Annotated in this window: 23 protein-coding genes; 9 read left to right on the forward strand and 14 right to left on the reverse strand. The window is 71.2% G+C overall.

The genetic code is table 11. The features are described 5' to 3' along the window. Positions 1-17 precede the first annotated feature (17 nt). From BLQ91_RS32770 to BLQ91_RS32780, 3 genes are all read right to left on the reverse strand, one after another. On the reverse strand, positions 18-341 hold the full coding sequence (locus BLQ91_RS32770; RefSeq protein WP_143022928.1) for a hypothetical protein: 324 nt from the start codon (positions 339-341) through the stop codon (positions 18-20). A gap of 66 nt (positions 342-407) precedes the next feature. Beyond that, positions 408-614, reverse strand: coding sequence for a hypothetical protein (locus BLQ91_RS32775; protein ID WP_176960078.1), 207 nt, complete (start codon positions 612-614; stop codon positions 408-410). Positions 615-717: 103 nt separating this feature from the next. Then, the gene (locus BLQ91_RS32780) at positions 718-2157 is read right to left on the reverse strand and encodes a PucR family transcriptional regulator (protein WP_090103230.1); all 1440 of its coding nucleotides are present in this window, start codon (positions 2155-2157) and stop codon (positions 718-720) included. A 128-nt stretch (positions 2158-2285) separates the two neighbouring features. Between BLQ91_RS32780 and uraH the strand changes: the two genes are divergently transcribed. From uraH to BLQ91_RS32810, 6 genes are read left to right on the forward strand one after another with little or no spacing between them, the layout of a single operon-like run. Continuing rightward, positions 2286-2600: a hydroxyisourate hydrolase gene (uraH, locus tag BLQ91_RS32785; protein ID WP_090103232.1), complete on the forward strand. Its 315-nt coding sequence runs from the start codon at positions 2286-2288 to the stop codon at positions 2598-2600. A 2-nt stretch (positions 2601-2602) separates the two neighbouring features. Then, positions 2603-3463 carry an FAD binding domain-containing protein gene (locus BLQ91_RS32790; protein ID WP_090103234.1) on the forward strand — a complete coding sequence of 287 codons (861 nt, stop codon included), beginning with the start codon at positions 2603-2605 and terminating at the stop codon, positions 3461-3463. Next, positions 3454-3915: a (2Fe-2S)-binding protein gene (locus BLQ91_RS32795; RefSeq protein ID WP_090103237.1), complete on the forward strand. Its 462-nt coding sequence runs from the start codon at positions 3454-3456 to the stop codon at positions 3913-3915. The genes BLQ91_RS32790 and BLQ91_RS32795 overlap by 10 nt, the downstream gene beginning before the upstream one ends. Then, positions 3912-5264 carry an 8-oxoguanine deaminase gene (locus tag BLQ91_RS32800; protein ID WP_090103239.1) on the forward strand — a complete coding sequence of 451 codons (1353 nt, stop codon included), beginning with the start codon at positions 3912-3914 and terminating at the stop codon, positions 5262-5264. Before BLQ91_RS32795 ends, BLQ91_RS32800 begins: the two co-directional genes overlap by 4 nt. Then, complete coding sequence (locus BLQ91_RS32805) at positions 5261-7447, forward strand: xanthine dehydrogenase family protein molybdopterin-binding subunit (RefSeq protein WP_090103241.1); 2187 nt, start codon at positions 5261-5263, stop codon at positions 7445-7447. The genes BLQ91_RS32800 and BLQ91_RS32805 overlap by 4 nt, the downstream gene beginning before the upstream one ends. Positions 7448-7467: 20 nt before the next feature. Next, positions 7468-7929, forward strand: coding sequence for a nucleoside deaminase (locus BLQ91_RS32810; protein WP_245733995.1), 462 nt, complete (start codon positions 7468-7470; stop codon positions 7927-7929). Between the two features lie 341 nt (positions 7930-8270). Here the strand turns inward: BLQ91_RS32810 and BLQ91_RS32815 are convergent, their stop codons facing one another. The 5 genes from BLQ91_RS32815 to BLQ91_RS32835 all read right to left on the reverse strand — a co-directional run bounded on the left by BLQ91_RS32815 (position 8271) and on the right by BLQ91_RS32835 (position 12795). Continuing rightward, positions 8271-8903 (reverse strand): response regulator, encoded by a 633-nt coding sequence (locus BLQ91_RS32815; RefSeq protein WP_090103243.1) that lies wholly within the window; start codon positions 8901-8903, stop codon positions 8271-8273. Positions 8904-9041: 138 nt separating this feature from the next. After that, entirely contained in the window at positions 9042-10196 is a 1155-nt protein-coding gene (locus BLQ91_RS32820; RefSeq protein ID WP_090103245.1) for a sensor histidine kinase, read from the reverse strand. A 9-nt stretch (positions 10197-10205) separates the two neighbouring features. Next, positions 10206-10931, reverse strand: a complete 726-nt coding sequence (locus tag BLQ91_RS32825; RefSeq protein WP_090103247.1) for an ABC transporter permease — start codon at positions 10929-10931, stop codon at positions 10206-10208. Continuing rightward, positions 10915-11808, reverse strand: a complete 894-nt coding sequence (locus BLQ91_RS32830) for an ABC transporter ATP-binding protein (RefSeq protein ID WP_090103249.1) — start codon at positions 11806-11808, stop codon at positions 10915-10917. The genes BLQ91_RS32825 and BLQ91_RS32830 overlap by 17 nt, the downstream gene beginning before the upstream one ends. 78 nt (positions 11809-11886) lie before the next feature. Further along, complete coding sequence (locus BLQ91_RS32835) at positions 11887-12795, reverse strand: LysR family transcriptional regulator (protein WP_090103251.1); 909 nt, start codon at positions 12793-12795, stop codon at positions 11887-11889. Positions 12796-12949: 154 nt separating this feature from the next. On the opposite strand from BLQ91_RS32835, the gene BLQ91_RS32840 reads away from it, so the two are divergent. Next, the gene (locus tag BLQ91_RS32840) at positions 12950-13768 is read left to right on the forward strand and encodes an SDR family NAD(P)-dependent oxidoreductase (protein ID WP_090103254.1); all 819 of its coding nucleotides are present in this window, start codon (positions 12950-12952) and stop codon (positions 13766-13768) included. Here the strand turns inward: BLQ91_RS32840 and BLQ91_RS32845 are convergent. Continuing rightward, the gene (locus tag BLQ91_RS32845; protein WP_090103256.1) at positions 13761-14351 is read right to left on the reverse strand and encodes a TetR/AcrR family transcriptional regulator; all 591 of its coding nucleotides are present in this window, start codon (positions 14349-14351) and stop codon (positions 13761-13763) included. The two genes, BLQ91_RS32840 and BLQ91_RS32845, sit on opposite strands and share 8 nt — an antisense overlap. A gap of 79 nt (positions 14352-14430) precedes the next feature. On the opposite strand from BLQ91_RS32845, the gene BLQ91_RS32850 reads away from it, so the two are divergent. Beyond that, positions 14431-14760, forward strand: a complete 330-nt coding sequence (locus BLQ91_RS32850) for an antibiotic biosynthesis monooxygenase family protein (RefSeq protein WP_090103257.1) — start codon at positions 14431-14433, stop codon at positions 14758-14760. A gap of 48 nt (positions 14761-14808) precedes the next feature. On the opposite strand, the gene BLQ91_RS32855 is transcribed toward BLQ91_RS32850, so the two are convergent. After that, positions 14809-15411 (reverse strand): DUF305 domain-containing protein, encoded by a 603-nt coding sequence (locus BLQ91_RS32855; protein ID WP_090103258.1) that lies wholly within the window; start codon positions 15409-15411, stop codon positions 14809-14811. Positions 15412-15811: 400 nt separating this feature from the next. On the opposite strand from BLQ91_RS32855, the gene BLQ91_RS32860 reads away from it, so the two are divergent. After that, a complete protein-coding gene (locus BLQ91_RS32860) occupies positions 15812-17083 on the forward strand; it encodes an LVIVD repeat-containing protein (protein ID WP_090103360.1) in 1272 nt (423 codons plus the stop codon). 15 nt (positions 17084-17098) lie between these two features. Here the strand turns inward: BLQ91_RS32860 and BLQ91_RS32865 are convergent, their stop codons facing one another. From BLQ91_RS32865 to BLQ91_RS32880, 4 genes are read right to left on the reverse strand one after another with little or no spacing between them, the layout of a single operon-like run. Further along, positions 17099-18259, reverse strand: coding sequence for an MFS transporter (locus tag BLQ91_RS32865; protein ID WP_090103260.1), 1161 nt, complete (start codon positions 18257-18259; stop codon positions 17099-17101). Then, positions 18260-18655 (reverse strand): VOC family protein, encoded by a 396-nt coding sequence (locus BLQ91_RS32870; protein WP_090103362.1) that lies wholly within the window; start codon positions 18653-18655, stop codon positions 18260-18262. A 54-nt stretch (positions 18656-18709) separates the two neighbouring features. Continuing rightward, positions 18710-19843 carry a low temperature requirement protein A gene (locus BLQ91_RS32875; RefSeq protein WP_090103262.1) on the reverse strand — a complete coding sequence of 378 codons (1134 nt, stop codon included), beginning with the start codon at positions 19841-19843 and terminating at the stop codon, positions 18710-18712. Next, entirely contained in the window at positions 19840-20871 is a 1032-nt protein-coding gene (locus tag BLQ91_RS32880; protein ID WP_090103264.1) for an ABC transporter ATP-binding protein, read from the reverse strand. The genes BLQ91_RS32875 and BLQ91_RS32880 overlap by 4 nt, the downstream gene beginning before the upstream one ends. Between the last annotated feature and the right edge of the window lie 5 nt (positions 20872-20876).

Genomic DNA, 20876 nt, shown 5'->3' on the forward strand with positions numbered 1-20876 from the left:
GCTTGCGGCGCTTTTCGTCAGACGGCCATAGAGTGATCGCACGTGAGCGCGGCGCCGGTGCTCGACGTCGAGGACCGCACCTGCCGCCCGTTGACGATGATCTTGCACGTGAGCTCGCCGTGCACGCCCTCCAGCCGGATGGCGACCCGCCCCTTGCGCTTGCCGATGCGCTCGAACGGCATGTCGGGGTTGCGCAGGGTGCGCTCCTCCTCGCCGGGGAACGTGTAGGTGAGCTGGTCGGTCGTGCCGGTCCCCTCGACCACCACGCGGATGCTGGGCGCTGCCGCGCAGCCGGTCGCTCCGGCCAGCAGCAGGCCCACGAGTAAAGCGGCGGTCCTCATGGCGGGAACGGTAGGAAGCGCGGGGGTGCTCCGGCATCAGCCTGAAGGCTCGATCGGTATCAGCCATCAGAGTGACAATCCGAGGCTCCTCAGTCGTTCCTCGACCCTGAACCGCTCGACCTCGCGGTCCACTCCCTCCCCCAGGGCGTCCAGCCGGTGCTCCACCTCCAACGCCGAACAGGCCTGCGCGAGCAACGCGTCATAGGCCTGACGAGCACCGATCTTCTTGGCGGCCGACGCGCCGGGTCCGAAGCGGGCCCGTGCCCGGCGCACGCGACGGAGGTCGGCCGCGATTCGTTCTATCGGCCGATGGTCGGACACCGGGGCGGAAGGCCGGAGGAGCGCCTTCACGAAACCGAAGGGCACACACCCCAAGCTACCCCGCCTGCAACGCCAGGAAGAGGTCCACGCGCACCTCGAACTCCGCGAGGTCGACGCCCAGCAGCCCCTCGACCCGGCCGACCCGGTACCGCAGCGTGTTCACGTGGACGTGCAGCCGGGCGGCGGCCGCGGTCCACGAGCCGGAGCAGTCGAGGAACACCTTCAGCGTGCCGACGAGGTTCGAGCCGTGTTCGGCGTCGTAGTCGAGGACCGGTCCGAGGAGGCGGCGGCGCAACGAGGCGCGCAGCTCCTCCGGCACGCCCGCGAGCAGCAGCTGGTGCAGTGCGATCTCCTCGCCCGCCACCACGCACGTGCGTCCGCCGCGTCGTTCGCCCAGGCGGCGTGCGTGCGCGGCCTCTTCCGCGGCTCCTCGCAGGCCGCGCCACTCGACCGGTGAGCTGATGCCGACGAGCACGCGGGACGAGCCGAGGCCCGGTTCCATCACGCGCATCGCCTCGCGGACGTCGTCGGGTGGTGAGTCGTCGGCTTTCGCCACGGCGCAGACGGTGTCGCCCACCGGGGTCACCAGCGCCCGGGGCAGCGCCTCCTCCAGCACCGCGGCGGCGAGGTCCGTGCGCTGGTCGGACGTCACGGCGCTGATGACGCGCAGGCGGGCGCGTTCCAGGCCGGCGGCGGCGAGGCGGGACTCGAGGTCGGCCGAGCCGCTCAGGACGGCGGAGACCAAGGGGGCGGCGGTGCGGTTCTCGATCTGGCGGCCCTGGGCCTGGCGCAGGCGTTCCAGGCCGACCAGTGACGCCAGCTCGGCGGCGGCCTCCTGCTGCACCGGGCCGCCGACGACGAGGATCCAGCTGGTGAGGCGGGTGCCGCCGCGGTCGGAGACGGGCACGAGGGTCATGCCCCTGACCGTCTTCGGGAGCCGGTCGGCCTGGAGGAACTCCTTCACGAGCGTCAGGCGGTCCGGCAGCGCGCCGCCCGCGACGACCCGGCCGGCGGTGGAGAGCACCCAGCAGGGCGCGTTCAGCTCGTGACGGCCCGCCAGCACCAGCGCGGGCAGGCCGGAGCCCTCGGCGACGACGTTCAGCAGGCGGCGGTGCCGTGAGAGGCCGACCAGTTCCATCGAGACGCGTTCGGTGATGGTCGCGAACGAGAGGTCGACGGGCACTTCGAGCAACGGCACGTGGTGGCGCAGGCAGGCCTCGACCAGGTCGGACGGCAGGGCGCGGTTCTCGACCTCCGAGGCGGCGAGGCCGGCGACGCGGGCGGAGGCGAGCGAGCGGACGAACGTCTCGGAGTCCTGCGGGCCGTGGTGCCAGAGCAGGCCGGAGAGCACGAGCTCCCCGCCGGACAGGTACCGGCTGGGGTCGGGCAGCTCCGTTCCGTACACGCGGGTGACCGTGCGGTCGAGCTGGTCCTCACCGGTGTGCAGGCTCAGGCGCAGTTCCGGCATCCGCAGCAACGTCCGCAGCAACAGCATGTCAGGTCACTTTCGTCCATTCGTGTTCGTAGGAAAGCACAAATCCTCGTTGTGCAGGAGCCCGGCGATTCATGTACTTCTGCCGTAGAGGAAGGCGGCCGTGCCTCTGTGTACTGGGTCACAACCGGATGGGAGGGCGTGTGACGATCTCCACGCACGTGCTGGACGCGGCGCGCGGCAAGCCGTTCACGGGCATCGCCGTGTCGCTGCAGCGCCGCGACGGGACAGAGGTGGCGAGCGCCGAGACGAACGCCGACGGACGGATCACCGGATGGGGCGAGGGCCTGGAGGCCGGGGTCTACCGGCTGGTGTTCGACACCGCGCGGGCCGCGCCGTTCTTCCCCGAGGTCGTGCTCACCTTCGACTACTCCGACCCGGCGCAGCACTACCACGTGCCGCTGCTGCTGTCGCCGTTCGCCTACTCCACCTACCGAGGTAGCTGACGATGGACTTCCTTCGACCGGAAACGCTCGCGGAGGCGTTGGAGCTCAAGGCCTCGCGGCCGGACGCCCTGCCGATCGCCGGCGGCACCGACGTGATGGTGGAGCTCAACTTCGACCACCGCAGGCCCTCGGCCCTGCTCGACCTGACCCGCGTCCCCGAGTTGCAGCGGTGGGAGGAGGGGCTGCGGATCGGTGCCGGCGTGCCGTACGCGCGCATCATCGACGAGCTCGGCGCGAGGCTGCCCGGCCTCGCGATGGCCTCGCGCACGGTCGGGTCGCCGCAGATCCGCAACCGCGGCACGGTCGGCGGCAACCTGGGCGCCGCCTCCCCTGCCGGGGACACCCACCCGGTGCTGCTGGCGTCGGACGCGGTCATCGAGGTGGCGTCCGTGCGCGGCACGCGGATGATCCCGGCCGCCGAGTTCTACCTGGGCGTGAAGCGCAACGCCCTGGAGCAGGACGAACTGATCGTGGCGGTGCACCTCACGCCTGCCCGGGGGCCGCAGCAGTTCTCGAAGGTCGGCACGCGCAACGCCATGGTGATCGCGGTGTGCTCGTTCGCGATCTCGCTGTTCCCGCGGGAGAACCGCGTCGGCGCGGCGGTCGGGTCGGCCGCCCCGACGCCGCGGCGGGCGCCGGAGGCGGAGCGGTTCCTGGCGTCGGCGCTGGACTTCCGCGACCCGAAGCCGTTGCCGGACTCGGTGAAGCGCGAGTTCGGGGAACTGGTCTCGCGGGCCGCGTCGCCGATCGACGACGTGCGCGGCTCGGCGGCGTACCGCAAGCACGCTTTGGCAGTGATGGCACGCAGGACGCTGGGCTGGGCCTGGCAGGAACTTCTCGACGGGGAGCGGGCATGCGCGTGAACGTGACGGTCAACGGCGAGCAACGCCAGGCCGACGACGTGTGGGAGGGCGAGTCGCTGCTGTTCGTGCTGCGCGAACGGCTCGGGCTGCCCGGGTCGAAGAACGCCTGCGAGCAGGGCGAGTGCGGTTCGTGCACGGTCTACCTCGACGACGTGCCGGTGTGCGCGTGCCTGGTCGCGGCCGGGCAGGCGCAGGACCGCGAGGTGCGCACGGTCGAGGGGCTCGCCGAGGGCGACCGGCTCGACCCCGTGCAGGAGGCGTTCGTCGAGGCGGGCGCGGTGCAGTGCGGCTTCTGCACGCCCGGTCTCGTCGTCCAGGCGCACGACCTGCTCGACCGCGTGCCGAACCCGTCCGACCCGGAGATCCGCGAGGCGCTCGCCGGGAACCTGTGCCGCTGCACCGGGTACGAGAAGGTCCTGGACGCCGTGCGGCTGGCGGCGTCGCGCCGATGATCGTCCTGGACCGCTGTGCGGTGTCCACTGTGGACGAGGCCGGAACGGAGCACGCGTCCGGGCACGTGGTGGTCGAGAACGGGCGGATCTCCTCCGTCGCGTCCGGTCCCGCCCCACGGCCCTCCGAGTCGCACACGTACGTCGACGCGTCGTCGTGCCTCGTCACCCCAGGTTTGATCAACACCCACCACCACCTCTACCAGTGGGCGACGCGCGGGCTCGCGACCGACGCCACGCTGTTCGAGTGGCTGACCACCCTCTACCCGGTGTGGCGCGGGCTCGACGACACCGTGACGCACGCGGCGGCGTCCGCGGGCCTGGCCAAGCTGGCGTTGACGGGCTGCACGCTCGCCGCCGACCACCACTACGTCTTCCCCTCCGGCGGCGGTGACGTGTTCGACGCGCTCGTGTCGGCGGGGCGGCGGATCGGGATCCGGCTGGAGGCGATCCGCGGATCGATGGACCGCGGCGAGTCCCAGGGCGGGCTGCCGCCGGACAACCTGGTGGAGGAGACCGAGGCCGCGCTGATCGCGACCGAGCGGGCCATCGGCGACCACCACTCGACCGCGGACGACGCCCTGGTCCGCGTCGCCGTCGGCCCCTGCTCGCCGTTCTCGGTGTCGAAGGAGCTGATGACCGGCGCGGCCTCTCTCGCGCGACGGCACGGCGTCCGGCTGCACACGCACCTCGCCGAGACGATGGACGAGGAAGAGCAGTGCCTGGCCGAGAACGGCTGCACGCCGACCGAGTACGCCGAGCAGCTCGGCTGGCTGGGACCGGACGTGTGGCTCGCGCACACCGTGCACCTCAACGGCGACGCGGTGAAACGACTGGGAGCCACCTCCACCGGGTCCGCGCACTGCCCGACGTCCAACGGCCGGCTGGGCACCGGGATCGCGCCCGTGCGCGACCTGCTCGACGCGGGCGCGCCGGTCGGGCTCGGCGTCGACGGCGCCGCGTCCAACGAGGACGGCGGACTGGTCGTCGAGCTGCGATCGGCGCTGTACCAGGCACGTCAGCGCGGCGGGCCGGGTGCTCTCGACGCCCGCGAGGCGTTGTGGATGGGCACGATGGGCGGCGCGCGGGTGCTGGGCCGCGCGGACTCGCTGGGCTCGATCGAGCCGGGCAAGGTCGCGGACCTCGCCGTGTGGGACCTGTCGGGACTCGACCACGCGGGGATCGCGGACCCGGTGGCGGCGCTGGTGCTGGGCGCTCCCCCGCCGCTGAAACTGTTGATCGTGGGCGGTGAGGTCGTGGTGCGGGACGGGGTCCTGCTCACGGCGCCGACCGACGAACTGGCGCGTGACCTCGCCGCGGCCAGCGTGAAGCTCCAGGAGGCGGCGCGATGACCCTCACCCCCACCGAACTCACGTCCGCTGTCCCGGGCGGCATCGGGACGTCGCCACAACGCCCGGACGGCAACCTGAAGGTGCGCGGCGAGTTCGCCTACGCGTCCGACCTGTGGCACGAGGACATGATCTGGGGCGCGACCCTGCGCTCGCCGCACCCGTACGCCCGCATCACGTCGGTGGACATCACCGAGGCGTTGAAGGTGCCGGGCGTGCACGCGGTGCTGACGCACTCGGACGTGCCCGGCCGCAACCTGTACGGCCTGGAGCACAAGGACCAGCCGGTGCTGGCTGTGGACGTCGTGCGCTACCAGGGCGAACCGGTCGCGCTGGTCGGCGCCGACCACCCCGAGACCGCGCTGCGGGCGATGAAGAAGATCGTCGTGACGTACGACGTGCTGGAACCCGTGGTGGACATGGAGACGGCCGTGGACGACACGCCGTTGCACCCCGGCGGCAACCTCGTGCGGCACGTGCCGATCCGGCGCGGATCGCAGGACGTCACGGCCGAGGTCGTCGTGAGCGGGCGCTACGAGGTCGGCATGCAGGACCAGGCGTTCCTCGGGCCGGAGTCCGGGCTCGCGGTGCCGGCGACCGACGGCTCGATCGACCTCTACATCGCGACGCAGTGGCTGCACGTCGACCGCGACCAGGTCGCGGCGGCGCTGGGGTTGCCGCTGGAGCAGGTGCGGCTGACGCTGTCCGGCGTCGGCGGCGCGTTCGGCGGCCGCGAGGACCTGTCGATGCAGGTGCACGCCTGCCTGCTGGCCCTGCACACCGGCAAGCCGGTGAAGATGGTCTACAACCGCGAAGAGTCGTTCTACGGCCACGTGCACCGCCACCCGGCGGTGCTCTACTACGAGCACGGCGCCGACCGCACCGGCAAGCTCGTCTACGTCCGGTCGAAGATGTACCTCGACGGCGGCGCTTACGCCTCGTCGACTCCCGCTGTCGTGGCCAACGCGGCGACGCTGGGTGTCGGGCCGTACGAGGTCGACAACGTCACGGTCGACGCGTACGGCGTCTACACGAACAACCCGCCGTGCGGCGCGATGCGCGGATTCGGCGCTGTGCAGGCGGGTTTCGCCTACGAGTCCCAGATGGACAAGCTGGCGGAGGCGCTGGGCATGTCCCCCGTGGACGTGCGGATCCGCAACGCCATGAGCGAGGGCTCCACGATGCCGACCGGGCAGGTGGTCGACTCGGCCGCGCCCGTCGCGCAGCTGCTGAAGCTGGTGCAGGACAAGCCGTTGCCCGCCGGCACCTCGACCGACATCCGCGAGCTGCCCGGCGGCGTCTCGAACACCACGCACGGCGAGGGCGTCGTCCGCGGTGTCGGGTACGCGGTCGGCATCAAGAACATCTGCTTCTCCGAGGGCTACGACGACTACTCGACCGCTCGGGTGCGCGTCTCGATGGTCAACGGCGAGCTGGCCGCCGCGGTGCACACCGCCGCGTGCGAGGTCGGCCAGGGCCTGGTGACGATCATGCAGCAGATCGTGCGGACCGAGCTCGGCATCGAGCGCGTCACCGTGCTGCCGATGGACACCACCATCGGCAACGGCGGTTCGACCTCGGCCTCGCGCCAGACGTACGTGACCGGTGGCGCGGTGAAGGCCGCGTGCGCGCTGGTCAAAGCACGTCTGGACGGCCGCGCCGACATCGGCGACGAGGTGATCGACGAGACCACCGAGTGGCGCCACCGCGCGACCGAGGCCATCGACCCCGAGACGGGGCAGGGCAACGCGCACGTCCAGTACGGCTTCGCGGCCCACCGCGCGGTCGTCGACGTGGACGTCGACCTCGGCCTGGTGCGCGTCGTGGCGCTGGACTGCGCGCAGGACGTGGGCAAGGCGCTGAACCCGCAGGCCGTGGTGGGCCAGATCCAGGGCGGCTCCGCCCAGGGCCTCGGCCTCGCGGTGATGGAGGAGATCCAGACCTCCGGCGGCAAGGTGCGCAACCCGTCGTTCACCGACTACCTCATCCCGACCGTGCTCGACATGCCGCCGATGAGCATCGACGTGCTCGAGCTCGCCGACCCCCACGCCCCGTACGGCATCCGCGGCGTCGGCGAACCGCCCACCATCTCGTCGACCCCGGCGATCGTGGCGGCGATCCGCGCGGCGACCGGCCTGGCGCTCACCCGCGTCCCGGTCCGCCCGGAACACCTCACCGGTACCTGATCCTCCTGGAGCTCCCTGCTGTGAACGCACATCTGCTCGCCACCATCGACCTGGCCACCCGCAACGTGGCCTCCGGGGGAGGCCCGTTCGGCGCGATGATCGTCCGGGACGGCGAGGTGATCGCCACCGGTGTGAACCAGGTGACGCCGACGCTCGACCCCACCGCGCACGCCGAGGTCGTCGCGATCCGCGCCGCCTGCCGGGCGCTCGGCGACTTCAAGCTGACCGGCTGCACGCTGGTCTCCTCGTGCGAGCCGTGCCCGCTGTGCCTGTCCGCCGCGCTGTGGGCGCGCGTGGACGAGGTCGTGTACGCCGCCGACCGCCACGACGCGGCGGCGGCCGGTTTCGACGACCGGGAGTTCTACGAGCTGTTCAGCAGGTCCCGCGACGAGTGGGACCTGCCCGTGCACCGGATCTCCACCGGCGAGGACAACGCCCCGTTCACCGCGTGGACGTCCCTCGCGACCCGTATCGACTACTGATCGGACCTCGGCGGCCGCAGCCCGGCCGGGACCGCCGAACTGGAGGACGGCAGCGCCGCCCTGGCCACCGTGCCGCGCGACGCGGTGGTCGACCCGTTGCTCCGATCGGGTGACGTCCGGGACGTCTCGTATCTCGGGGAGTGGCTCGCGTTCCTACATCACGAGGGGTGAGGGAAGTGGCATCGGGGGGTGCCACCGGCAAGGGGGAGTTGCCGCAGCGGCGGGACCAACCGAAGTGGTCCCGCCGCGGGGGTCCCTCAGCCCCGTCGAGCGCCACGCAGCAGGCGACGACGTGCAGGTCGTCCACCGGCAACCGTGCAGTCAGCCGCCTCTCCGGCGCCTCAGTCCTCTGACTGCCGCCCCACCTCGAGCAGACCGCGCTCGTACGCCACCGCGACGGCCGCCGCGCGGTCCGAGACGCCCAGCTTCGCGTAGACGTGCAGCAGGTGCGTCTTCACCGTCGCCTCGCTGATGAACAGCGCCGCCGCCACCGCCCGGTTCGTGGTCCCCTTCGCCACCAGCGCGAGCACGTCGAGCTCGCGCGCCGACAACGGCTCCAGCGCGGGCTTGCGCACCTGCCCCAGCAGCCTCGTGGCCACCGCGGGCGACAGCACGGCCTCGCCCGAGTGCGCCGCACGGATCGCGCGGTGCAGCTCGTCGCGAGGCGTGTCCTTCAACAGGTAACCGGTGGCGCCCGCCTTGATGGCCGGCAGCACGTCGCGGTCCGTGTCGTAGGTGGTGAGCACCAGGACGCGGCACGGGTGGCCGCGCAGCCGTTCGATCGCCGACACGCCGTCCGAGCCCGGCATGCGCAGATCCATGAGCACCACGTCCGGCGACACGGCCGTGACGACGGCGACCGCCTCGTCCCCCGAGGCCGCCTCGCCCACCACCTCGAAGTCGCCCGACGAGAGCATGCCGCGCAGACCGTCCCTGACGACCGGGTGGTCGTCGACGACGACCAGCCGGATCACGCGACCACCCCGAAGCGCCCGGCCGCACTCGGCTCGCAGCTCAGACGATCACTCCCGCACCCCGGCCAGCCGCTCACAACGCACCCCCACCTCGACGTCCACTCCGGGCCCGGGCCGCTGCCTGCCCCGGTCACCACCTCACGCCGGCACCCGAGCCGAGATCGCCGTCCCCGCCCCGGGCTCCGACTCCACGAACAACGCCCCCGACAGCCGGTGCACCCGGTGCCTCATCGCGGGCAGCCCGAAGCCCGACGACGGCACGGCGAGGTCGAACCCCGCGCCGTCGTCGCGCACGTCGAGCGTCACCACGTCCTCCATGTAGGACAGGGTGAGCCCCACCCGTGAGGCCGAGGCGTGCTTCGCCACGTTGGCCAGGGCCTCCTGCGCCGTGCGCAGCAGCGCGACCTCCACCTCCGGGTGCGTTTCCCGCACGGAGCCGGTCAGCGTCACCGACACCGGGACGCCGTTCAGCGCCGACCAGCCCGCGGCCACCTCGTCCAGCGCCTCGTGCAGCGCGGCGGAGTCGAGGGCCGGCGGGCGCAGGGCGTGCACGGAGCGGCGGGCCTCGGTCAGGTTCGTGCGGGCCAGGCCGGTGGCCACCGCCACGCGGCGTTCCCAGTCGGCGGGGGTGGCCGCCGACAGCTGCGTGATGATGCCCGCCAGGCCCTGGGCCAGGGTGTCGTGGATCTCGCCGGCCAGGCGGTGGCGTTCGTCCTGCACGCCCGCCTCGTGCGCCTGCACGAGGAGCTGGGCGTGCAGGCCCTCGTTCTCCTCCAGCAGTTCCTTGCGCAGGCGGGACTGCTCGGTCGTCACGTGGCCGACGTACGTGAACGTGCACGCCACCACCACGAAGATGAGCAGCAGCAGCCAGAAGGCCGCCTCCGCGCCCTCGGGCGGGTAGCCGCCGAACAACGACAGCGTCGCCAGCGCGGCGGTGATCGCCACGACGAAGAACATCCAACGGCCGCGCAGGACCTCGCTCGCGAAGAGGTAGACCGCGAACGACACCGCGCCGAACCAGTGTTCGCGCAGGCCCAGCACCGCGTAGAACACGACCATGCCACCGATGAACACGGCCATGAGCTCCGTGCGCTTGTGCCACGCGGGATGCAGCGTGAACCACCACGCCATCCACGCGTAACCGAACGCCACGACGCCATAGGTGAACCAGCGCTCCGAGGCCGGGTGCGTGGTGAAGATCGAGTACACCACGGTGGTCACGGTCAGCACGAAGTACGGGATCACGTGGGCGATCGAGGTGAGTCTGCGCTCCCACCTGTCCAGCGCGGCCATGTCCACGAGCTACTCCCAGCGGAACGTTCTGGCCGCGACGGTACCCGCCACGAGGCTCACGAGCCCCATGATCGCGAGATGCCTCCAGTCCGGCGCGGTGCCGAGCCACGCCTGGTGCAGCGCCTCCACACCGGGAGGCGTGTACGAACCGATCACCTGAACCGCAGTGGGCAGCATGAACCGCGGCAGGTACACGCCGCCGAAGAACATCAGCAGCATGAACACCGCCGTCGCCCAGCCGCCGGCCGCCCGCGCGGTGGGGGCCAGTGCGGCGATCACCAGGCCCAGCGCGAACGTCCCGGCGCCTCCCAGCACCACGGCACACGCCAGGCCGAGGGGGTGGTGAGGCAGGTCGACGCCGAAAACGACGTACGCCACCACGATAGTCAGCAGCACCGACAAGATCACTGCGGCGAAGTTGACCACCAGCTGCCCCACGAGCAACCGCGCCGGGCTCATGGGAGTGGTCGACAGCCGCCGCAGCACACCTTTCTCCCGGTAGGTCGCCACGACCGTCGGCACGCGTTGCAACCCGATGAACGCCAGCGTGAACACGATCAGCGACGACAGGTAGCCGTCGATGAACCGCAGGCCGCCGAACTCCGGAGCGGGCGTCCGCAACGCCGGGACCGCCCCCAGCACGAGCAGGAGCAGGCTCGGGAACACCACGGCGAACAACGAGTTCAGCCGGTCGCGGAGGAACAGCCGCGCCTCCACCTCAACGATCTTCAGCACCGCTACCCCCGGTCAGCTCGACGTAGGCGTCGTCCAGCGAGACCTGGTCGACGCGCAGACGGCGCGCCACGACGTGCTTGCGCGCCAGGAAGGAAGTCACCGCGTGCAGGAGGTCCTGCGACCCGCTGACGACGAGCTGCTCGCCCACCGACGTCACGTCGGTGACCTCCGGCAGCGCGCGCAGCGCGGACAGGTCCAGGGGATCGGACGGCACGAACCGCACCCGCGCCGCACCGTCCACACGCGACACCAGCGCGGAGGGCGTGTCCAGCGCGACGATCCGCCCGTCGCGGAAGACCGCCACCCGGTCGCAGAGCCGCTCCGCCTCCTCCATGAAGTGCGTGACGAGCAGGATCGTCACACCGGCCGCCCGCACCTCCTCGATCACCGACCACGTGTCGCGGCGCGCCTGCGGGTCCAGCCCGGTCGTCAGCTCGTCCAGGACCGCGACCCGCGGCGACCCGATCAGGGCCAGCGCGATCGACAGCCGCTGCTTCAGCCCACCGGACAGCCGCCCGAACTCCGCCTCGAGGTGCTCGGTGAGCCCCAACCGCCCGGACCAGTCGACCGGTGACGGGTAGAACGACGAGAACAGCGACAGCGCCTCGCCGACCCGCATCCGTTCGGGCAACTCGGAGGCCTGCAGCTGCACCCCGATCGCGGCCCGCACGTCGGACGGCCGCTTCCCCAGCACCGCGACGCTGCCCCGGTCCGGCGTCCGCAGCCCCGCCACGCACTCGACCGTCGTCGTCTTGCCCGCCCCGTTCGGCCCCAGGACGCCGAAGATCTCCCCCTCGGCCACCTCGAACGACACCGAGTCCACCGCGACGCGGGGTCCGTAGCGCTTCCCGAGGTCGCGCACTTCGATGATTGCCATGCGACCAGCCTCGGAGAACTACGGCGCCGGATCATCGAACGACGGGTTCCACCTGGATCAACCGATCGGTTGATGCCGCTACTCGGTCTCCACCACGACGGCGCGCAGGGCGGCGGCCAGACGCGCGACCGGCTCGGGCACCGGCCCGGGCAGGCGGGCGAGCAGCACGCGGCGCTGCTCGGCGGGCCCGCCCCGCACCGGCAGGACCCGCACACCGGCGGGCGCGACGGCGACCAGTGACGCGGGGATCGTGGTGATGCCGAACCCGGCCGCGACGAGCTGCAGCTTCGCCAGCCAGTCGCGGGCGGTGTGCGCGACGACCGGCCGTTCGCCCAGCCCCGGCCACACCCCCATCACCCACGGGTCGCCGGGTCCGGAGATCCACCGCTGGCCCCGCAGGTCCTCGACGTCGATGTAGTCGTTGCGGGCCAACGGGTGCACGGCCGGGACAGCCACGCGCAGGCTGCGTTCGACGAGGGTGTCGACCTCCAGCGCGGGCGTCTCGTCGTCAGGCGCGCGGAACGGCGGTGCCGACGCGATGAGTGCAACGTCCAATGTTCCCGCACGCAGCGCGCGCACCAACGCCGGTGTGCTCCCCTCACGCGTGATGACGGTGATCGACGGATGCGTCCGCCCGAGCGCCATCAGCGCCCGGGGGACCAGCCACGCGCCCGCCGTCGCGAACCAGCCGAGCCGGACCGTGCTCTCGTCGTCCGGCAGCCCCGCGAGCTCACGGGTCCCCGCGTCGATCTCGTCCACGACGACCGCCGCCCGCCGCAGCACGAGCCGCCCGGCCGTGGTGAGCCGCACGCCGTCGTGCCGCCGTTCCAGCAGCTCCACGCCCGCCGCCCGTTCCAGCGCCGCGATCTGCCGCGAGACCGCCGACTGCGTGTACCCCAGCGCCGTCGCCGCCGCGGTCAGCGTGCCGCGCTCCGCCACCTCGCGGAACACCCTCAGGGCGACCAGCGACGCATCCGTGAAGGCCATGACATCTCCGCATACCTGGATTGAGCAACTCTCGCTACCCGCATACGTCCGGCGAGCCTAGCGTGCAAGCGTGATCTCAACTCGAATCGGATTCAGCAGCACCGCCGCCCGCCCTTGGGCGTACTCCGCGACCCTCCTCGCGAAGGCCTGACCCGTGGCGGTCGCACTGGTCACCGGAGCCACGCAGGGGCTCGGACTCGCGCTGGCCCACGGGCTCGCGCGGCGCCTGGGGCCGTCGGGCACCGTCTACCTCACCGGCCGCGACGCGAACCGCGTGGCAGCCTCCGCCGAGGCCGCGTCCCGGGGCGGAGTCGAGGTCCGCGGTGCGCTGTTCGACGTCGCCGACCCCGGCGCGGCGCGGGAACTCGCCGAGCAGATCGCGGAACGGCACGGCGGGATCGACGTCGTGATCGGCAACGCCGTGATGCGCATCGGCCCCGACGACGACCCGCGCACGGTCATCGGCGAGTACGTCCAGGTCAACAACCACGGCACCACAAGGCTGCTACGGGCGTTCGCCCCGTTGCTGAACGACGGCGGGAAGCTGCTCGTCGTCGCGAGCTCGCTCGGCACCCTGCACCACCTGGCCCCGGTGCTGCACAGGAGGTTCACCGATCCGTCCACTTTGGACGAGCTCGACGAGCAGGTCGCCCGCTGGCGCGACGAGGTCGAGGACCGGCGCACCGGGGCGTGGCCGGGCTTCGTGAACATCCCGTCGAAGATCGGTCAGATCGCCGCCGTGCGCATCCTGGCCGCCCAACGGCGAGACGCGGACCGCGAGAGAGGCATCCTGATCGCCGCCGTGTGCCCAGGGATGATCAACACGCCGACTTCCGCGCTGTGGTGGGACGTCAGCACCGCCCCGACCCCGGACCAGGCCGCGACCGCGGTGCTGGACCTCGCCCTGAACCCGGCCGAACCGCGGCACTACGGCGAACTGGTGCGCCACGGCGAGGTGGTGCCCTTCAGCTGATGGGCTTGTCCAGCCCGTGCACCACCTGGTCGAGCAACGTCTGGATGACGGCTTCGTTGTGCTCGGTGCGCCCCGGCGTGATCATCCGCGACGTCGCCTCGACCATCGCGTGCACGAGCATCGCCCGCAGGTGCGCGCGCTGCACGCCGGCCGTCGTGAAGACACCGACCAGCGGTGCCAGCAACCGTTCGTGCTCGGCCCTGATCTGCTCGCGCGACGAGTCCGGCAGCGCGTGCGCGGACAGGGCCACCACGGCCCCGTGGCTGCCGTCGGTGATGATCGCGAGCTCCGCGCGCAGGTACGCCTCGATCTTGTCCGGCACGGACGCGGCGCCGTTGACCGCCTCCTCCAGCTTCTCCGCCCACTCCGGCAGCGCGTCCGAGACGATCGCCGCGACCAGTTCCTCACGTGAGCGGAAGTACTCGTAGAGGCTCGGCCGCGACAGGCCCACGCGCCGGGCGAGCGACGCGAGCGTCAGCGCCTCCGCACCCCCGGTCGCCACGATGTCCCGCCCGGCGTCCAGCAGGGCGCGCAGCCGGTTGGCGCGGTGCTCGGCCACGGTGTCTGCGCTGATCCTCGGCACACCGGAATCGTATCGCGCTTGATTTCCCGACGCGGAGTTGGAATAGTTCCCGACACAGCGTCGGAATCAGGAGGGCCCCATGTTCATCGCGACGAACCGCCTGTTCGTCCCTGCCGACCGGGCAGAGGAGTTCGAGGCCCACTTCCGCGACAACATGCGCACGTACCTGCCCGGCGTCCCCGGCCTGCTGCGCAGCACGCTGCTCAAGCCCACGAAGGACGACCAGCCGTACGTGTCGGTCAACGAGTTCGAGTCCGAGGAGCACTTCCGCGCCTGGGTCGCGTCCGACTCGTTCCGCGAGGCGCACAAGCGCAACCGCGGCATCGCGCGGCACGTCACGGGCAACGCCGTCGAGACGTTCCAGCACGCCGAGGACCTGGTGCTGCCGCAGCAGCGCGCCGAGGTGTAGGCGGCACTCCCCCGCGAGGGGACGTCCGCTTCCTGGTGCTCGCCCGGCTCACAGGGTCGCCAGCAGCGCCTTCATCCGGTTGATCTCGTCGGACTGCGTGGCCACCACGTCGTCCGCCATCTCCTCGACCTGGACGTTGGTGCCCGCCCCGCGCACGTCCGTCGCCATCTTGATCGCACCCTCGTGGTGTTTGATCATCAGCTCCAGAAACATCCGGTCGAAGTCCTTGCCCCGCGCCGCACCGAGGGCGTTGAGCTGGTCCTGGGTGGCCATGCCCGGCATCGACGAGTGGTCGCCGTGCGTGCCGATCGCGTTGAAGGTGCGCTGCCACTGCTTCATGGCGCCGATCTCGGGTTCCTGGCTGAAGCGGATGCGGTCCGCGAGGCCCTTCACGGTCGCGTTCTCGGCGCGGTCGGGCGCGAACCTGGTCATCGCGAGCGCCTGCTCGTGGTGGCCGATCATCATCGCCACGTACTGGCGGTCGGCGTCGTTCGGCGGCGGCGCGATCCTGGCGCTCACGTCCGAGGGCGCGACGGTCGGCGCCGACCCGCCGGGTGTGTCCGGTGCGATGACCGGAGCCGCGTCCGGCTCCGAGGAACAGCCTGCCAGCAGGGCGAACGCCGCCACGACGACCAGAACCGGAGAGCGCATGCCCGGACAATACAGTTCGACCGCCCACGAACGGGCGCTCCCGGTCACGACCCGGGTCGAACAGGCGATCGACTCCGTTGTCCGGTCTCCCCCGTGCGGACAAATCCAGATCCCTCCGAAAGATGCTGGCCCTTAGCAAGGCGAAAGGGTCATACTCCCCTCCACCAACCCGTACCGAGGGGGTACAGCAGTGACTTCACGCGCAACGACCCGGCGGCGCAGAGCGCCGTTGGCGGTTCTGGGGGCGCTCGCGCTGACGCTGTCGACGTTGACCGCGCCCGCGCTCGCCGAGCCCGACCTGCCCGCCGACGGCAAGGGGCTGACCGAGGCACAGCTCGAAGCGCAGGCGGAAGCCGTCGACGGTCTCCCCCGCGTCGACGAGATCTCGCGCAGCCGCAACATGGTCCCGGTCGCCCACCTGGACAAGCAGGCTCCGCTCAGCTCGACGCAGACCGACATCGCGTTCCAGGACAACTACGCGTTCGTCGGCAACTACGACGGCTTCGTCGTCTACGACATCCGCAACCCGAAGAAGCCGACGATCAAGTCGCAGGTCCTGTGCCCGGGTTCGCAGAACGACATCTCGGTGTACGGGAACCTGCTGTTCCTGTCGACCGACTCGTCGCGCAGCGACAACTCGTGCAGCAGCGTGTCCCAGTCCGCGACGATCAAGGAGTCTTGGGAGGGCATCAAGGTCTTCGACATCAGCGACAAGGCCGCCCCCAAGTACGTCGCGGCCGTCGAGACCGCCTGCGGCTCGCACACCCACACGCTGGTCCCGGGCAAGAACAAGAAGGACGTGTACCTCTACGTCTCGTCCTACTCGCCCAACGCCACGTTCCCGGACTGCCAGCCGCCGCACGACAAGATCTCGATCGTCAAGGTCCCGGTGAAGAACCCGGCCCAGGCCTCGCTGCTCAAGGCGCCCGTGGTGTTCCCGGACGGCGGCAACGCGGGCCGCACCGGCACCATCGAGACCGGCTACGTCAGCGCGACCTCCGGTTGCCACGACATCACCGTCTACCCGCAGCTCGACCTCGCGGCCGGCGCCTGCATGGGTGACGGCGTCCTGTGGGACATCTCCGACCGGGAGAACCTGGTCGAGATCAACCGCGTGCAGGACGACGCGAACTTCGCGTTCTGGCACTCGGCCACCTTCAACAACAACGGCACCAAGGTCGTCTTCACCGACGAGCTCGGTGGCGGTGGCGCCGCGACCTGCAACGAGAAGATCGGCCCGACGCGCGGTGCCAACGGCATCTACGACATCGTGGGCAAGGGCAAGAACCGCAAGCTGGTGTTCAGGTCCTACTACAAGATCCCGCGCATGCAGGGCGACACGGAGAACTGCGTCGCGCACAACGGTTCGCTGATCCCGGTGCCCGGCAAGGACATCATGGTGCAGTCCTGGTACCAGGGCGGCATCTCGGTGTGGGACTTCACCAACTCGGACAAGCCGCGTGAGATCGGCTTCTTCGAGCGCGGCGCGATGCCGAACGGCGTGACCGGCGGCACGTGGTCGACCTACTGGTACAACGGCTACATCTACTCCTCGGAGATGGGCCGCGGCTTCGACGTCATCGACATGCGCGACCCGCGCACGTTCGTCGCGAAGCTGTTCCGCACGGACGAGCTGAACGTGCAGACCCAGGGCAACTTCTACCGCGGGTAGGAGTTCCCACCCAGATCAGCGCGGCTGCCGGCGTTCGGCAGCCGCGCTGATCGCTGTCAGGACCAGGGTGACGGCGATGCCGCCGAAGACCGCCCAGACCGGCGAGCCGACGTCCATCGCCCACGCGGCGACGACCGCCGTGAGGCCGTAGCCCGCGCCGGTCACCGCGTACATCATCGAGAACCCTGCCGCGTGCGCGCCGACCGGGAGCCGTTCACGCAGCGCGAGGCTCCGCGTCACCAGCACACCGGACTGGAACAGCCCGGCCGCGAGCAACGCGCCCGCGATGCCCGGCAGGTTCGGGAAGAGCGCCAGCGCGCCGGCGCAGGTCGCCGTCACGACGAGCAGCACCAGCCCCTGCGTGCGGAACGTGCCCGGCCACGGCTTGAGCCCGTACAGCACCGCGCCCAGCGCGCTGCACGCCGCGAACCCGGTGAGCAGCGGCCCGGTCCAGCCGATGCCGATCCCCCGGTGCTCCAGCAGCGCGGGCAGCACCAGCTCCGCCACCGCGAGCTGCGCCAGAGCCGCCGCGCTGACGAGGTAGATCGGCCACGCCGACGCCACCACGTGCACCTTCGCCGTGCCGGACCGCGACGTCACGTGCCCGCGCGGCAGGATGAACACGAGCCACGCCGCCACGACGACGAGGCTGACCGACACCACGACCGGCGCGCGGTGGTCGACGCTCAGCGCCAGCACGGTGACCAGTGCGGGCGCGACCGCCCACACCACCTGCGTGATCATGGCGTCGAAGCCCATCGCCTTGGGCACCAACGAGTCCGGCACCAGCCCGAGCAGCATCGCCCGCAGCCCGCCCGGCGTCGTCGACGGCCCGGCGCCCGCGACGAACGCCGCGATCGCCAGCACCGTCACGTTCTGGGTCAGCGCCAGCGTCGTGAACGCCACCGCCCCGACGACCAGCCCGACCGAGAGCTGCCCGCGCATCCGGGACGGGTCGAGGAACAACCCGAGCAGCGCGGCGCCGAGGACCTCCCCCAGCACGTAGACCGCGACGAGCGAGGCCGCCAGCACGTACCCGCCGGGCAGTCCCCTGGTCAGGAACACCATCATCAGCGGCGTCATCGACATCGGCAGCTTCGCGGCGACCGTCACCACGGCGCACGCCAGCACGTCCCGGTTCGCGAGGTCGCGGTAACCGGCAGCGGAGATCGTCATCTACTCGCCCAGCTCCTCGAACAGCGTCAGCTGCAGCCCGGCGGGCGCTCGCAGCCTCGCGTTGAGCGAGTTCCACGGCGTGCGCGTGGGTTCCGCGACCACCTCGGCCCCGGCCGCCTCCAGCGTGCGGGTCACCCCTTCGGCGTCGGTCACCTCGAACGCCACGCGGATGTGCCCCGCAACGCGCCTGCCCACCTCGACGGAGTCGATGAACTCGGCGTGCGGCGGATCGGTGATCTCGAGCGTGGCCCGGCCGGCCTCGAGGATCGTGACCCGGCCGCCCTCGGACGCGAACGCCGCCCGTTGCTCGAGGCCGAGGACGTCTCGGTAGAAACGCAGGGCTTCTTCGTAGTCGTCGGCGGTGACGACCAGGCGGAGCTCACGGACACCGGTCATGGTGACGATCATTTCACCCCTCGTGCCGGAACGAGGAGAAGACGCGGAACTGCCTCAGACCTCGACGCGCTGGGGCGCTCCCCGCACCAGCCGGGTCGCGACGACCAGCACCAGCGCGATCCCCGCCGTCACGTGGATCGGCGCCGGCCCGAACGTCGCCGCCAGCACCGCCACCGCCCCGAACGGCAGCAGGTACCTGCGCAGGCCGTCCTGCCCGGGGCAGTCCTGCACGTACCAGACGAACAGGAGGAACACCGCCAGCGGCACCGTCGTGAACGCCGCGACCGTCGTCCCCGGCGCGTGCGAGAGGTGCAGGTCGTGGTCCACCGACGCGGCGAGGCCCGCGCCGAGCGCCGCGATCGAGCCGAGGACGAAGAGGTGCGCGTAGCCCCAGAGGAACGCCTTCCTCAGGTCGTGCAGGTGGGTCGGCGCCTCGAAGTAGATCCACCACACCGAGAAGACGATGACGAGCGACGCCGCGGCGAGCGAGATCAGGTTGACGCCGCTGTCGAAGCCCTTCTGGAACGCGAGCGTCGCCGCGAGGATCGACTCGCCGAGCACGATCAGGGTGAACAGGCCGTGCCGTTCGGCGATGTGGTGCGGGTGCCACGTCGTGGCCCCCGACCGCTCGGCCCAGGCCGGCACCAGCAGCTCACCGATCATGAAGAGCGCCCACAGCGGGACCTGCAGGGCGGGCGGCGCGACCAGCACCCACAACACCCACAGCACCTGCATGAAGGCGATGCCACCGGCGTACCGGCGCGTGCCGGTCCTGTGCTCCGGGTTGTCCCGCGACGCCCGCAGCCAGTGCGCGACCATCGCGAGCCGGATGACGACGTAGCCGCCGACGACGATGCGGTAGTCCTGGCGTTCGAAGACGGCCGGGATGCCCGACGCGACCACGAGCACGCCGGCGATCTGGACCATCGTGAGGATCCGGTACAGCGTGTCGTCGTTGTCGAACGCGCTGGAGAACCACGTGAAGTTGAGCCACGGCAGCCAGAGCGCGAAGAACGCCATGCAGAACGCCATCAGCCCGGCACCGGCGTGGTTCTCGGTGACGGCGTGGTGCAGCGAGGCGGCGGCCTGGGCGACCGCCACCACGAAGCTCAGGTCGAACAACAGCTCCAACGGCGTCGCGACCCGGTGGGTCTCCGCCGTGTCGCGCGCGAGGAGCTTCCTGATCATCCCGGCACCACCATGATCCTTGACTCGCTGAGGTCCAGTGCGATCCGCGTGCCCGGCTGGTACGCGGAGGCGGCGTTGGACGGCTGGTCGATGCGCAGCACCTGGTCGCCGACCCTGACCGAGATCCGCGTGACCGGCCCGAGGAACGACTGGGTCAGCACGTCGCCCACGATCTTGCCATCGGCGTCCCCGTCGTGCCCGGACACCCCGATGTCCTCCGGCCGCACGATGACGCGGACGTCGCTGCCGGACGGCTGGTCGTGCTCGGCGGGCACCGTGACGCCGTTGATGACGACGGTCTGGCCCTCCGCCTTGGCCTCCACCGAGTTCGTGACGCCGACGAACTGCGCCACGAACGCCGTCGCCGGCTGCCGGTAGACCGCGGACGGGGTGTCGAGCTGCTCCAGCCTGCCGTGCGACATGACACCGACCCGGTCCGAGACGGCGAGCGCCTCCTCCTGGTCGTGCGTGACGAACAACGTCGTCATGCCCAGCTCGGTCTGGATGCGGCGGATCTCGTCCCTCAGCGTCACGCGCACCTTGGCGTCCAGCGCGGACAGAGGCTCGTCGAGCAGCAGCACGCGCGGCTGGATCGCGAGTGCACGCGCCAGTGCGATGCGTTGCTGCTGACCACCCGACATCTGGTGCGGGTACCGGCCACCGAGGTGTGAGAGGCCGACGAGGTCGAGCAGCTCTCCCGTGCGCTTCGTGTCGGCCTTGCGCATCTTGAGGCCGAACGCGACGTTCTGCGCCGCCGTCATGTTCGGGAAGAGGCTGTAGGCCTGGAAGACCATGCCCATGTCCCGCCTGTTGGCCGGGACCTTCGTGATGTCCTTGCCGCCCACCGTGACCGTGCCGGAGTCGGCGGTCTCGAAGCCCGCGACGATGCGCAGCGCCGTCGTCTTGCCGCAGCCCGACGGCCCGAGCAGGCTGACGAGCTCGCCCTCCGCCAGTTCGAGGTCGAGCCCGTCCAGCGCGATGTTGCCGCCGAAGGACTTGCGCAGCCCCTTGAGTTCCAGATGACCCATGTGTT

Source organism: Lentzea jiangxiensis (genome assembly GCF_900104175.1).
GTDB lineage: Bacteria > Actinomycetota > Actinomycetes > Mycobacteriales > Pseudonocardiaceae > Lentzea > Lentzea jiangxiensis.